The organism is Streptomyces sp. NBC_01775, from assembly GCF_035917675.1.
GTDB lineage: Bacteria > Actinomycetota > Actinomycetes > Streptomycetales > Streptomycetaceae > Streptomyces.
The window spans coordinates 5,215,539-5,228,444 of sequence record NZ_CP109104.1; the positions used below are offsets into that span (position 1 = coordinate 5,215,539).

Sequence of the window (12,906 nt, forward strand, 5' to 3'; positions counted from 1 at the left end):
GGGGGACTCGGGCTCCCGTGAGGTGTCGGGACGGGACTCGTGGGTGAAGGAGCCGGTGACGTGAGGGACGCGTTCGGGACCGAACGGTTGCGACAGGGCGTGCTGGACGGGTGGGCGGCCTCCGCCGCGCGCTTCCGCGAGGACGCCAACGCCGAGCAGGACCTCGCGCTGGGGGGCTACCGCGACCGCCTCGTGGTCGAGCTGGCCCAGAACGCCTCGGACGCGGCGGCCCGCGCCGGGGTGCCCGGCAGGCTCCGGCTCACGCTCGGCGCCGACGGCACGCTGAGCGCCGCCAACACCGGCGAGGCGCTGGACGCCGCCGGCGTCGAGTCGCTGTCCACGCTGCGTGCCTCCGCCAAACGGGACGAGCCCGAGGCGTCGGGCGGCGCGTCCGTGGGCCGCTTCGGCGTCGGCTTCTCGGCCGTACTGGCCGTCACCGACGAGCCCGCCGTCGTCGCCCGTACGGGGGAGGGTGTGCGCTGGTCGCTGGCCGAGGCGCGGGAGCTGACCCGTGCCGCGGCCGGCCGCAATCCCGAGCTGGCGGGGGAGCTGGACCGCCGCGAGGGCCATGTGCCGCTGCTGCGGCTGCCCTTGCCCTATGGGATCGGCGAGGGCGGTGGGGATGGCGGGGCAGGGCCCGTACCCGCCGGATACGACACCGCCGTCCTGCTGCCTCTGCGTGACGAGGCGGCGCGCGCGCTCGCCCGCGAGCTGCTCGGCGCCGTCGACGACGGGCTGCTGCTCGCCCTCCCCGGGCTGAGCGAGGTCGTCATCGAGACCGGGGACGGCCCCGCGCGCACCCTCACCCGGCACGCGGGCCCCGGCGAGGGCGCCTACGTCCGCATCGAGGACAGCACCGACGGAAGCACCGAGAGCGGCGGCGCAGGGGCGGCCACCGTGACCCGCTGGCGGCTCTCGTCCGACAGCGGGACCGCCGAGCCCGCGCTGCTGGCCGACCGTCCTGTGGAGGAGCGCGCACGGCCCTCCTGGTCGGTCACCTGGGCGGTCCCCGTCGACGCCGACGGCGCGCCCGTCAAGCCGCGTACGGCGGCCTGTGTGCACGCGCCGACGCCCACCGACGAACCCCTCGGCTTCCCGGCTCTGTTGCTGGCCTCTTTCCCGCTGGAGCCCACCCGGCGGCACGTCGCGCCCGGACCGCTCACCCGCTTCCTGCTCGGCCGCGCCGCCGACGCCTACGCCGCGCTCCTGCGCGACTGGCGCCCCGTGAGCACCGGGACCATCGACCTGGTGCCGGGCCCGCTCGGAATGGGCGAGCTGGACGGGGAGTTGCGCGCGCTGGTGCTCAAGCGGCTCCCGGAGACGCCGTTCCTGGCGAGCGCCGCGACCCGGGGCGGGAGCGAGGGCGCGGCGGACGACGGCGCCACGGCGCTGGACGCCGGTGCCACGGCGCCGGGCGGCAGCGGTGCCGCCGTACCGGACGAGGGAGCCGCCGCGCTCGGCGAGGCGGAAGACGGCGCCGGGCCCTACGCGCTGCGTCCCCGCGACGCGGAGATCATCGAGGGCGCGGGCGCGGAGACGGTCGCCGTACTGGCCGAGCTGTTCCCCAACCTGCTGCCCGCCGGGCTGGAGCGCAGGGCCGAGCTGCGGGTGCTGGAGGTCGCCCGGGTGCCGCTGGGCGAGGCCGTCGACCGGCTCGCGGGCATCGAGCGCGACCCGGGCTGGTGGTGGCGGCTCTACGACTCCCTCACCGGCGTCGATCCCGAACGGCTGTCGGGGCTCACGGTGCCGCTGGCCGACGGACGTACGGCGGTGGGCCCGCGCCATGTGCTGCTGCCGCTGCCGGACGGCTCGGCGTCGTCCTTGGGGGACCGGCCGGACGAAGTCTGGGGGAGGCTCGCCCGCTTCGGCCTGAAGGCCGCGCACACCGACGCCGTCCACCCGCTCCTGGAGAAGCTGGGCGCCACCCCCGCCACCCCCCGCGCCGTGCTCACCACTCCGCAGGTGCGCGCGGCCGTCGCCGCGTCCCTGGACGCCGAGGAGGCGTGGGACGAGGAGGGCGCGGGGCTGCCCGACCCCGACGAACTGGCCGACACGGTCCTCGGCCTCGTCCGCGACGCCGGGCTCGCCCCGGGCGACGAGCCCTGGCTCGGCGCGCTCGCGCTGCCCGACGAGGACGGCGAGCCCGCACCCGCCGCCGAACTCGTCTACCCCGGAAGCCCCTTCGCGCGCGTCCTGCGCGAGGGCGAGCTGGCCGCCTGCGACGCGGACCTGGCCGAGCGGTGGGGCGAGCAGCCGCTGACCGCCGTCGGCGTGCAGGCCGCCTTCGCGCTGGTCCGCGCCACGGACGTGGTGCTCGACCCCGACGAACTGGAGCCCGGCGAGGGCGACTTCCCCGAGCCCGACGACCCCGGGCTGCTGGACGCCGTGGACGTGTGGTGCGAGGACGTGCTCGACCAGCTCGACGGCGAGGGCGACGGCGCCGGCGGGCTGCCGCCGGTCGCCACCGAGATCGTCGCCGTGCGCGATCTCGACCTGGTCGACGACGCGTGCTGGCCCGAGGCCCTGGCGATGCTCGCCCGGCCCCCGCTGCGGGACGCGCTGACCGCGCCGGTGCGGGTCCGGCTGGCCGACGGCACCACCGCCGACGTACGCCCCTACACCGCGTGGTGGCTGCGCGGCCACCCCGTGCTGGACGGCCGCCGCCCCGCCGGACTCCGCGCCTCGGGCGGCGACCCGCTGCTGCGCGGGCTGTACGAGGAGGCCGACGCGGGCGACGTCCAGGACCCGCAGGTGCTGCGTGCGCTGGGCGTACGCACCTCGGCCGCCGCGCTGCTGGACGAGCCGGGCGGCCCCGCCGAACTGCTGGGGCGGCTCGCGGATCCCGCGCTGGAGGTGGAGCCCGCCCAACTGCACGGCCTCTACACGCTGCTCGCCTCGGCGGGCCTCGACCCGGCCGAGGTCACCCTGCCCGATGCGCTGCGCGCGGTACGGGACGGCGAAACGGCCGTGGTCGACGAGGGGGAGGCCGTGGTGGCCGACGCGCCCGACCTCGTACCACTGGCCGCCGGGGGGCGGGCCCTGTTGCCGGTGCGGCCCGGTGCCGCCGCCGAGCTGGCCGCGCTGCTGGAGGTCCCCGCCCTGAGCGAGGCCGTGCCCGGCGAGGTCGCCGGGCACGGTACGGAGCGCGAAGTGCCCGCCGCCGTGCGGGCGTTGCTGCCGGACGCGCCGGCGAGCTACCGCGAACACGACGAACTGCTGGTCGACGGCGTCGAGCTGGACTGGCGCCGCGCTCCCGACGGCACGCTGCACGCCGCCACCCTGGAGGGCGTCGCCGCGGCGCTGGCCTGGGCGGCCGGCCACTGGTCCCGCCGCTTCGAGGTGGCCGCCCTCCTGGAGGACCCCACCCGCACGGAAGAGCTGTCCCGCTCCCGCTGGTTCGACTGACCTGACGTGGCTGCCGCCACCCTTGTCCCACTGGCGCGAGGTGGGACAAGGGTGGCGGCAGCCAACCGGGGGGAGAGGTCTCGCGGGGCGTCAGCCCTTGGAGCCGAAGACGGCTGCCAGGGGGCGGTCCTTGGCCTTGGTCGTGGACGAGGGCTCGCTGACGTTGTCGCCGCCGAGGTAGAGGCGACGGTTGGCGTAGAGCATGCGGGAGTCGCCGATGTCGAAGTTGCTCTCCAGCTCATAGCTGGCGGGGGAGTTCTGCTGGAGCTTCGTCTTCTTCTTCGCCTGCGGGTCGATCCGCCAGACCGCTCCGCCCTCTTCGCTGTACCTGTTGCTTTCCTGGTATGCCAGGACCTTCCCGCTGGGGTCGAGCCCGATGGGGGTCAGCGCGCCGTCCTCGGTGCCCTCGACCGTGCTGGTGGGCTTGCCGGTCTTCAGGTCGATGGCGACGATGTCGTTGTCCGCCTCGGAACCGGAGGACTCGTCGGTCGAGAGGTAGAGCGCGTTGGCCTTCTTGCTGACGGCGAGCTGCTTGCAGTCGGTGACCTCGGTGGCGGGGCAGTCGGGGTCGTACTTCCCGTACTTGCCGCCGGTCGCGTTGACCTTGGCGAGCAGCCGCCCGCGTGCCGCGCTGTCGTCGACGGACAGGAACGAGGACACCCCGGAGCCGCCCTGCGCCTTGCCGTTGTCGGCGGCGAGGACCAGCGGGTCGGTGGAGACCACGTGGACGTTCTCCGTCCCGGCGGGCAGCGAGAAGGTCGACTTCGCGGCGCGGGTGCGGGGGTTGACCGTCTGGACCTTCAGCCGTGGGTTGTCGGTCGTGCCGCAGTCCCGTACGGCGATCATCTTCTGCTCACTGCCCGCGTAGGCGTCGGCGGGGCAGCGCTGGTCGGAGTCGGGGGCCCACAGCGGCCGGCCGCTGATCGTCCAGCCCGCGGTGCCGGCGGTCCCTCCCGCGGCGACGGTGCCGCCGCCGATGGTCACCTCGTCGAACATCTGCTCGGAGCCGTCCTCCATGGCCTGCTTCTGCCACAGCAGCTTGCCCCGCTTCAGGTCCACGAGCCCGACCTCGGTGCACACGGCGGGGTCTTCCTTGTCGTTCTCGAAGACGACGGCGATCAGACCGTCCTTGGTGGGCTCCGGCGAGGACCAGCACAGCTCGCCGCCGAGCGGCACGGTCCACTGCGCCGCGCCGCCGTCCAGCGGGTATCCGACGATCTTTTTCAGGTCCGCCTTGACGAAGTTCTTGTCGGTCGCCCACATGCCCATGGCGCCCGCCATCTCGCTGACCTTGGCCATCGGCACCTTGTTGAGCAATTTCGCCTGGGGGGCCGATTCCGATGCGCCCTCTCCGCTCGCGCCGTCCTGTTCGTCCGAGCCGCAGCCACTGAGCACCATCGTGACCGCAAGCGCCGTCCCGGCGAAAACCGCTCTGCGGGAGGTAGGCATCTTGTTCTCCTTCATGCGCGGGCACGGCCGCGCCGAACCAACGATTCACTTGCCTCGGAATTCTTGCTTCCACGGCATGGTGATTTCAACAGAAAATGGCTTTTCGTTGGTTCAGTTGAAGTGATCCCGAGATTATTTCAGAAATCCTGGAAGTGAAAACGCCGGGTGTTCGTTCCCGGTTACGCGGGGAATTTCCGGGCGACCCACCGCCAGGCCACCTCCAGCAGCACTCCCGCGACCGCCGCGACCGCGACCGCCACCCACGGAAGGGCCGCGCCGACCAGGCGGAGCGCGAAGAAGTGCTGGAGCGCGGGCGTGACGAGGACGACGAGGAAGGCCGCTGCCATCGTCAGTACGAGGCCGATCCGCCACCACGTATAGGGCCTGGCGACGATGGCCAGCACCCACATGGCGATCAGGAAGAGCGTCAGCGTCGCCGCGCTCGTCTCGGCGGACAGCGCGTTCTCCCCCGAGTAGTGGTGCCGCGCCAGCAGATACGTACCGAAGGTGGCGGTGCCCGCGATGATCCCGGAGGGGACCGCGTACCGCATCACGCGCCGTACGAAATGCGGGCGCGCCCGCTCCTTGTTGGGCGCCAGCGCCAGGAAGAAGGCGGGGATGCCGATGGTGAGCGAGGAGAGCAGGGTGAGGTGGCGCGGCAGGAAGGGGTAGGGGAGCTGCCAGCAGATCACCAGAAGCGCCAGCAGCACCGAGTAGACGGTCTTGGTCAGGAACAGGTTGGCGACCCGCTCGATGTTGCCGATGACGCGGCGCCCCTCGCCGACGACCGAAGGCAGCGTGGCGAAGCTGTTGTTGAGAAGCACGATCTGCGCGACGGCCTTGGTCGCGTCCGAACCGGAGCCCATGGAGACGCCGATGTCGGCGTCCTTGAGCGCGAGGACGTCGTTGACCCCGTCGCCCGTCATGGCCACGGTGTGCCCGCGCGATTGGAGCGCGCCCACCATCTCCCGCTTCTGCTGCGGGGTGACCCGGCCGAACACCGCGTGGTCCTCCAGCTTCCGTGCCATGGCGCCTTGTTCGGCGGGCAGCTTGCGCGCGTCCACCGGGGCCTCGGCGCCGGACATGGCGAGCTTGCCCGCGACGGCGCCGACGGAGACCGCGTTGTCGCCGGAGACCACCTTGGTACCTACGGATTGCTCGGCGAAGTAGTGGAGGGTCTCGGAGGCGTCGGGCCGCAGCCGCTGTTCGAGGACGACCAGCGCGGCCGGCTCGACGCGCTGCGCGACCTGCTCCCCGGCGCCGCTCGCGCTCTCCAGCCCGTCGGCGGCGCGGGCCAGCAGCAGGACCCGCAGCCCCTCCCGGTCGAGCCTGTCCACCTCGGCGAGCGTCGGGTCGCCCTTGGCCAGCAGCACATCGGGTGCCCCCATCAGCCAGGCCACGGCGCTCCCGTCGCTCTCCTCGAAGGCGGCGCCGCTGTACTTCCGGGCCGAGGAGAAGGGCAGCGTGTCGGTGCACCGCCACCCGCCGTCGCCGTCCTCCGATGCCGGGTACGCCTCGATGATCGCCTGGAGGCTCGCGTTGGGGTTCGGCTCCGAGGCGCCGAGCGCGCCGAGCACGCGGCCCGCGTACTCCTCGCCGGTGCCGCTGAGCGTGCGCACCTCGCGGACGTCCATGCCGCCCTCGGTGAGGGTGCCGGTCTTGTCCAGGCAGACGACGTCGACCCGCGCCAGGCCCTCGATGGCGGGCAGTTCCTGGACGAGGCACTGCTTGCGGCCCAGCCGGATGACGCCGATGGCGAAGGCGACCGACGTCAGCAGGACGAGCCCCTCGGGGACCATGGGCACGATCCCGGCGACCATGCGCCGGATAGCCGCCCTGACGTCGCTGTGCTCCACCACGAGCTGGCTGAGGATGAGGCCGACGGCCGCCGGGATCATCATCCAGGTGATGTATTTGAGGATCTGGCTGATGCCGCTGCGCAGTTCGGAGTGGACGAGCGTGAAGCGGCTGGCCTCCTCGGCGAGCTGTGCGGCATAGGCTTCGCGCCCCACCTTGGTCGCGGTGAACGCGCCGCTGCCCGCGACCACGAAGCTGCCCGACATGATCTGGTCGCCCGGCCGTTTGACCACCGGGTCGGCCTCGCCGGTCAGCAGGGACTCGTCGGCCTCCAGGCTCTCGGACTCCGCCACCGTGCCGTCGACCACGCACTTGTCGCCGGGACGCAGCTCCACCAGGTCGCCGAGCACGATCTCGCCGGTCGGGAGCTCGGCACTCTCGCCGTCCCTGCGCACCCGGGGCCGGGCCTCGCCGATGACGGCCAGGTTGTCGAGGGTCTTCTTGGCCCGCAGCTCCTGGACGATGCCGATGCCGGTGTTGGCGAGGATCACGAAGCCGAAGAGGCCGTCCTGGATCGGTCCGACGACCAGAATGATCAGGAAGAGGATGCCGATGATCGCGTTGAAGCGGGTGAAGACGTTGGCCCGGACGATGTCGCCCGTGGACCGGCTGCTGCGGACGGGGATGTCGTTGACCTCCCCGCGCGCGACCCGCTCCTCGACCTCCGCCCGGGTGAGACCGCCCGCGCGGGGCGCTTCCCCCGCTCTACCGGCTTCGGCTCCACTTTCTGGGGGGTGCGTCATGCTTTGACGGTACGGTGCCGAATGCCCGTTTGGGCGGCGCGGATGCTGCCCGTGGGGCAGCCCTCTCCGCGCGTGAGGTCAGCGGTCCAGCCCCGCGCCCGGGTCGGCCGTCCGGGCCCTGCGCCTGGGTCAGCCATCCGGGCCTGCGCCCGGGGCGGTCGCCCGGCCCGTCCCGGATCAGTCCCGCTGCGCGGCCTCGCGGATCGCCGCGTCGCGGGCCCGTACGTACCAGATGCCGATGCAGCCCAGCCCGGCGCCGGCGGCGCACGTCCACAGCCACCAGGTGTGGCCGTGGTCGTCGAACCAGCCGTAGAAGGGGAGTTGGGCGAGGAAGAGAACGAGCCAGACGACGGTGCCGGTCACGACCGTGGCGATGACGTTGCCCTCCAGGGGCTCGGGTGCCTCGCGCTCACCGTTGGTCCACTTGTCCATGAGGCCCATCGCGGCGGCTCCCTCTGTTTCTCGGCCGCTGTCTCCGGCCTTGCCCCGCCGCCCGGTGTGCCGGGCGGTCAGTACACCAGCGTAACGAGCGCGGCCAAGGTTCTACGCGCGGAGATGGCGATCATCGGGCTTGTTTGTTCATACTGAACCTATCTGGATCCGACTGGTTTCTTTCGTCTGATGCTCCAAGCCGATCCGGTCCGCCCCCCAGCCTTCTCAGGCCAGCACGTACCCGAGGTCACGCATGTCCGCTTCGGCCAGCCCGGTCGATTCCGGGGCTTCCCCGTCCGAGGACGCCCCTCCGCCCGCTCCGTCCTCCGCCCTGGACCGCTTCTTCAAGATCTCGGAGCGCGGGTCGACCGTGAGCCGCGAGGTCAGAGGCGGGCTCGCGACCTTCTTCGCGATGGCCTACATCATCGTGCTGAACCCGATCATCCTCGGCGCCGGTACGGACAAGTTCGGCCATCACCTCGACAACGGCCAGCTGGTGACGGCCACCGCGTTCATGGCGGGGCTGACCACGCTCCTCATGGGCGTCATCGGCAACGTCCCCATCGCGCTGGCCACCGGCCTGGGCATCAACGCTGTCGTCGCGCTCCAGCTCGCCCCCAAGATGAGCTGGCCCGACGCCATGGGCATGGTGGTGCTCGCCGGCCTGGTGCTGATGATCCTGGTCGCCTCCGGCCTGCGGCAGCGGGTCATGGACGCCATCCCGAACGGGCTGCGCCGGTCGATCGCGATCGGTATCGGCCTGTTCATCTCGCTGATCGGCCTGGTCGACTCCGGCTTCGTCACCCGCAACCCGGACGCGGCCAAGACCACCGTGCCCCTCGGCCTCGGCCAGGGGGGTCAGCTCCAGGGCTGGCCGGTGGTGGTCTTCGTGCTCGGCCTCGCCCTGATGTTCATCCTCACGGTCCGCAGGACCAAGGGCGCCATCCTCATCGGCATCGCCGCCATGGCCGCCCTCGCGATCGTCATCAACCTCGTCGCGGACATTCCCGACGCCGCGTGGGGCCTGGCGGTGCCCTCGGTGCCGGACTCGGTGGTCGGCACCCCGGACTTCGGGCTGATCGGGCAGGTCAGCTTGTTCGGCGGCTTCCACGAGGTCGGCTGGCTGACCGGCTGTCTGTTCGTCTTCACCGTGCTGCTGTCGGGGTTCTTCGACGCGATGGGCACCATCATCGGCGTCGGCGAGGAGTCAGGGCTGGCCGACGAGCGGGGCCAGCTGCCGCGCATGGGCCGCATCCTCTTCCTGGACGGCGTCGGCGTGGCGGGCGGCGGGCTGGGCTCCTGCTCGGCCAACACCTGCTTCGTCGAGTCCACGGCCGGCGTCGGCGAGGGCGCCAGAACGGGCCTCGCCAACGTCCTGACCGGCTCGCTCTTCCTGCTGGCGCTGGTCTTCACCCCGCTGGCGAAGGTCGTCCCCTCCCAGGCGGCGACCCCCGCACTGCTGGTCGTCGGCTTCCTGATCATGGCCACGAACGTCCGGGAGATCGACTGGGGCGACTACACCGTCGGCATCCCGGCGTTCTTGACGATCGTCGCGATGCCCTTCACCTACAGCATCACCAACGGCATCGGCATGGGCGTCATCGCCTTCATCCTGCTGCGCGCCGCCACGGGCCGGCTCCGCCAGGTGCCGTGGCTGCTGAACGTGGTCGGCCTCTGCTTCCTCGTCTACTTCCTCCTGCACCCGATCGAACAGCTGCTCGGCGTCAAGTAAGGCGGGGCACCGCCGGCCCGCGCCGTGAGGGCTGGGCGCCGTTGCGGCCTCCTCTTTTCCGCCGCGACGGCGCGATGCACGTCGTATGCGACCGGTGGTCGGTACGCACCCCCGCCCCTCGGGGAGGGAGTGGCACCGCCGGGCCGCGTCGTATGGGCTGGGCGCCGTTGCGGCGGGAGGGGGGCCGTCCGCAGCGGCGTGTAGGCGCGATGTGCGTGACCGGCGGTTGGTACGCCCCACTGCCACCTCGGGGGTACCGCCGCGCCGTAGGGGCGGTAGGTGCGGGGCACTGCACGGCGTGAGGGGCCAGCAGGGGCGCGGGGAAAACAGGGGGCGAAAGCCCCCTACGCCGAGTGGCCGTAGAAGCGCTCGGTCTCGTCGACGGCAGTCTTGAAGCGTTCGTCGAAGTCGTCGCGAATGAGCGTCCGGACCACATAGTCCTGGACGCTCATTCCGCGTTTCGCGGCATGGTCGCTGAGGCGCTCGAAGAGGGCCGTCTCCACGCGCAGGCTGAGCACCTGCGAGTCCGGCTGGTCACGGTGGGCGGGCGTCAGTCGGGTCATACGATCCACGGTCGCGAAGCCACCCCGCCCGCTGTCCCGCGAATGTGCTCCGGCTCACCCGAACGTGTGAGCGCTGTGCGCCGAACCAGGTAGTACTTAGGCGGAGTAATGAGTTAGGCTAACGACCATGTCGGAACAGCTCTCCGTCCCGCCACTGGCGGACGGGCCACCACTGGACGCGCTCGACCGGGAGGCGGTCAATACGCTCCGTGCCGCGGTGCTCCGCCTCTCCCGCCGGCTCAAGAACCAGAGAGTCGACGAGTCGCTGAGCCCCGCGGAGATGTCCGTACTCGGCACCCTCGCGCGCTGCGGCACGGCCACCCCGAGCGAACTGGCGCGCAAGGAGCACGTACAGCCCCCGTCGATGACCCGCATCGTCGCGATGCTGGAGGCCAAGGGGCTGGTCCGGCTCCAGGCGCACCCCGAGGACCGCCGCCAGAAGGTGGTCACCCAGACAGAGCAGGCCGAATCCATGCTGGCCGCGGCCCGCACGAAGCGGAACGCCTGGCTGGCCGAGCTGTTCGCGGAGCTGGACGAGGACGACCGGGCGACGCTGCGCGCCGCAGCGCCCGCGCTGGAGAAGCTGGCACATCTGTAACGAGAAGGACCCAGAAGGGGAGGCGAACCCGCATTGAGTACGGGCCACGGAGCAGACTCCGCACCCGCACCATCCGCACCTGACGACAACGAAAAGCCACCGCGCGACAGCGACAAGGCTTCGCGGAACGCCGCGAAGCCCTCGATGTTCAGCTCGCTGAGGATCCGTAACTACCGCCTCTTCGCGATGGGCCAGGCGGTATCCAACACCGGCACCTGGATGCAGCGCATCGCCCAGGACTGGCTGGTCCACAGCCTCACGGGCTCCTCGACCGCCGTCGGTGTCACCACGGCCCTCCAGTTCCTGCCGATGCTGCTGTTCGGCCTGTACGGCGGAGTGATCGCCGACCGCTGCTCCAAGCGCAAGCTGCTGTTCGTCACCCAGTCCGCCATGGGCCTCACCGGGCTGGTGCTGGCCGCGCTCACCCTCAGCGGGAACGTGCAGGTCGCGCACGTCTACGCGCTCGCCTTCGTCCTCGGCCTGGTGACCGTGGTCGACAACCCCACCCGGCAGACCTTCGTCTCCGAGATGGTCGGCCCGGCGCAGATACGCAACGCCGTCTCGCTCAACTCCGCGAACTTCCAGAGCGCGCGGCTGGTCGGCCCCGCCGTCGCCGGTGTGCTCATCTCGGCCGTGGGCGGCGGCTGGGCGTTCCTCCTCAACGGCCTCTCCTTCGCCGCGCCGCTCATCGGTCTGCTGATGATGCGCACCTCGGAGCTGTACCCCAGCGAGCGCGTCGAGCGCGGCAAGGGGCAGCTGCGCGAGGGTCTGGGCTATGTGCGCGGGCACCCCGAGCTGGTGTGGCCGATCGTGCTCGTCGGCTTCATCGGGACCTTCGGCTTCAACTTCCCCATCTGGCTGACCGCCTTCACCAGCGACGTCTTCGACGCGGGGCCCGGCACCTACGCCCTGCTCAACTTCCTGATGGCCGTCGGCTCCGTCGTCGGCGCGCTGCTGGCCGCCCGGCGCGGCCACTCGCGGCTGCGGCTGATGACGGGTGCCGCCGCGCTCTTCGGCGTCCTGGAGATGGTGGCGGCGCTCTCGCCGTCCTTCTGGCTGTTCGCCGCGCTGATGGCGCCGATCGGGCTGATGGGCCTGACGCTCAACGTCACGGCCAACTCCAGCCTCCAGCTCGCCTCCGACCCCGTGATGCGGGGGCGCGTGATGAGCCTGTTCATGATGGTCTTCGTGGGCGGGACGCCCATCGGCGGCCCGATCATGGGCTGGATCACCGACGCCTGGGGCGCGCGCGCCGGCTTCCTGGCCGGTGGCGTCATCTCGGCGGTGGCGGCCCTGGCCGTGGGCCTGGTGCTGGCCCACCTGGCGGGGCTGCGTCCCGCCTTCGGCCTGCGCAAGGGCCGGCCGCTGGTCCGCTTCGTCGCCCGGACCGGCGCCGAGGAGAGAGTGCCGGAGGCGGCGTAGGGCCCCGGCGGGGGCAGCCGCTGCGGACGGCCGCGCGAGGCTCTGGCAGTCTGCGCGGTCATGAGACTCTTCGCAGCGCTCTTGCCCCCTGCCGAGGCCGTCGGCGAACTGGCCCACGCCGTGGGTCCCCTCAGACGTCTGCCGGGCGCGGACGAGCTGAGGTGGTCCAAGACGGAGAACTGGCACCTCACACTGGCCTTCTACGGCGAGACGGACGACCACGAGGCCGCCGACCTGCGGACGAGGCTCGCCCGCGCCGCGCACCGCGCCCAGGAGTTCCCCCTGCGCCTCGGCGGCGGTGGCCGCTTCGGCGACCGCGCGCTGTGGGCGGCCCTGACGCCGGACAGCGCGCGCACCGCACTGACCGGGCTGGCCGGGGCGGCCTCCGCCGCCGGCCGCCGCGCCGGGCTGATCGCGCCCGGCGAGGAGCGCGGCTACCGCCCCCATCTGACCCTGGCCCGCGCCCGGGGAACCGTGGTGGACCTGCGCCCGTACGTCACCGAGCTGGACCGCTTCCAGGGCTCGTCCTGGACCGCGCGGGAGCTGGTGCTGGTGCGCAGTGTGCTGCCCGACAGCGGCGTCGAGGGGGAGCAGCCGCGCTACCTGCCGGTGGAGCGCTGGCCCCTGGGGCAGGCCTAGCCGGGCCCGGGGCTCGGGGGCCGGAGCCGGGCGCGAACCGGGGCCGGGGGCGGGTTCGCCTCCGGC

Annotated in this window: 9 protein-coding genes; 5 read left to right on the forward strand and 4 right to left on the reverse strand. The window is 72.3% G+C overall.

All coding sequences use genetic code 11. The features are described 5' to 3' along the window. The first annotated feature begins 60 nt into the window (after positions 1 to 60). On the forward strand, positions 61 to 3,405 hold the full coding sequence (locus OHB04_RS23360; protein WP_326808221.1) for a sacsin N-terminal ATP-binding-like domain-containing protein: 3,345 nt from the start codon (positions 61 to 63) through the stop codon (positions 3,403 to 3,405). 90 nt (positions 3,406 to 3,495) lie between these two features. On the opposite strand, the gene OHB04_RS23365 is transcribed toward OHB04_RS23360, so the two are convergent. The 3 genes from OHB04_RS23365 to OHB04_RS23375 form a co-directional block, all read right to left on the reverse strand. Further along, complete coding sequence (locus tag OHB04_RS23365; RefSeq protein WP_326808222.1) at positions 3,496 to 4,854, reverse strand: YncE family protein; 1,359 nt, start codon at positions 4,852 to 4,854, stop codon at positions 3,496 to 3,498. 179 nt (positions 4,855 to 5,033) lie between these two features. Next, entirely contained in the window at positions 5,034 to 7,454 is a 2,421-nt protein-coding gene (locus tag OHB04_RS23370; RefSeq protein WP_326808223.1) for an HAD-IC family P-type ATPase, read from the reverse strand. A gap of 177 nt (positions 7,455 to 7,631) precedes the next feature. Next, positions 7,632 to 7,886: a DUF2530 domain-containing protein gene (locus tag OHB04_RS23375; protein ID WP_405807402.1), complete on the reverse strand. Its 255-nt coding sequence runs from the start codon at positions 7,884 to 7,886 to the stop codon at positions 7,632 to 7,634. A gap of 253 nt (positions 7,887 to 8,139) precedes the next feature. On the opposite strand from OHB04_RS23375, the gene OHB04_RS23380 reads away from it, so the two are divergent. After that, on the forward strand, positions 8,140 to 9,618 hold the full coding sequence (locus OHB04_RS23380) for an NCS2 family permease (RefSeq protein WP_326689610.1): 1,479 nt from the start codon (positions 8,140 to 8,142) through the stop codon (positions 9,616 to 9,618). Positions 9,619 to 9,962: 344 nt separating this feature from the next. Here OHB04_RS23380 and OHB04_RS23385 read toward each other — a convergent pair whose 3' ends face one another. Then, positions 9,963 to 10,181, reverse strand: a complete 219-nt coding sequence (locus tag OHB04_RS23385) for a hypothetical protein (protein ID WP_326689611.1) — start codon at positions 10,179 to 10,181, stop codon at positions 9,963 to 9,965. Between the two features lie 127 nt (positions 10,182 to 10,308). Here OHB04_RS23385 and OHB04_RS23390 point away from each other — a divergent pair, with 127 nt between their 5' ends. From OHB04_RS23390 to thpR, 3 genes are read left to right on the forward strand one after another with little or no spacing between them, the layout of a single operon-like run. Then, on the forward strand, positions 10,309 to 10,779 hold the full coding sequence (locus OHB04_RS23390; RefSeq protein WP_326689612.1) for a MarR family winged helix-turn-helix transcriptional regulator: 471 nt from the start codon (positions 10,309 to 10,311) through the stop codon (positions 10,777 to 10,779). A gap of 33 nt (positions 10,780 to 10,812) precedes the next feature. Further along, entirely contained in the window at positions 10,813 to 12,201 is a 1,389-nt protein-coding gene (locus OHB04_RS23395) for an MFS transporter (RefSeq protein ID WP_326689613.1), read from the forward strand. A gap of 60 nt (positions 12,202 to 12,261) precedes the next feature. Next, positions 12,262 to 12,840: an RNA 2',3'-cyclic phosphodiesterase gene (gene thpR, locus OHB04_RS23400; RefSeq protein WP_326689614.1), complete on the forward strand. Its 579-nt coding sequence runs from the start codon at positions 12,262 to 12,264 to the stop codon at positions 12,838 to 12,840. Positions 12,841 to 12,906 lie beyond the last annotated feature (66 nt).

Bases quoted from the DNA above. Each gene is read 5' to 3' on its own strand.
- OHB04_RS23375 (WP_405807402.1), bottom strand. From the start codon at position 7,886: ATGGACAAGTGGACCAACGGTGAGCGCGAGGCACCCGAGCCCCTGGAG.
- OHB04_RS23380 (WP_326689610.1), top strand. From the start codon at position 8,140: ATGTCCGCTTCGGCCAGCCCGGTCGATTCCGGGGCTTCCCCGTCCGAG.
- OHB04_RS23385 (WP_326689611.1), bottom strand. From the start codon at position 10,181: ATGACCCGACTGACGCCCGCCCACCGTGACCAGCCGGACTCGCAGGTG.
- OHB04_RS23370 (WP_326808223.1), bottom strand. From the start codon at position 7,454: ATGACGCACCCCCCAGAAAGTGGAGCCGAAGCCGGTAGAGCGGGGGAA.
- OHB04_RS23365 (WP_326808222.1), bottom strand. From the start codon at position 4,854: ATGCCTACCTCCCGCAGAGCGGTTTTCGCCGGGACGGCGCTTGCGGTC.
- thpR (WP_326689614.1), top strand. From the start codon at position 12,262: ATGAGACTCTTCGCAGCGCTCTTGCCCCCTGCCGAGGCCGTCGGCGAA.
- OHB04_RS23390 (WP_326689612.1), top strand. From the start codon at position 10,309: ATGTCGGAACAGCTCTCCGTCCCGCCACTGGCGGACGGGCCACCACTG.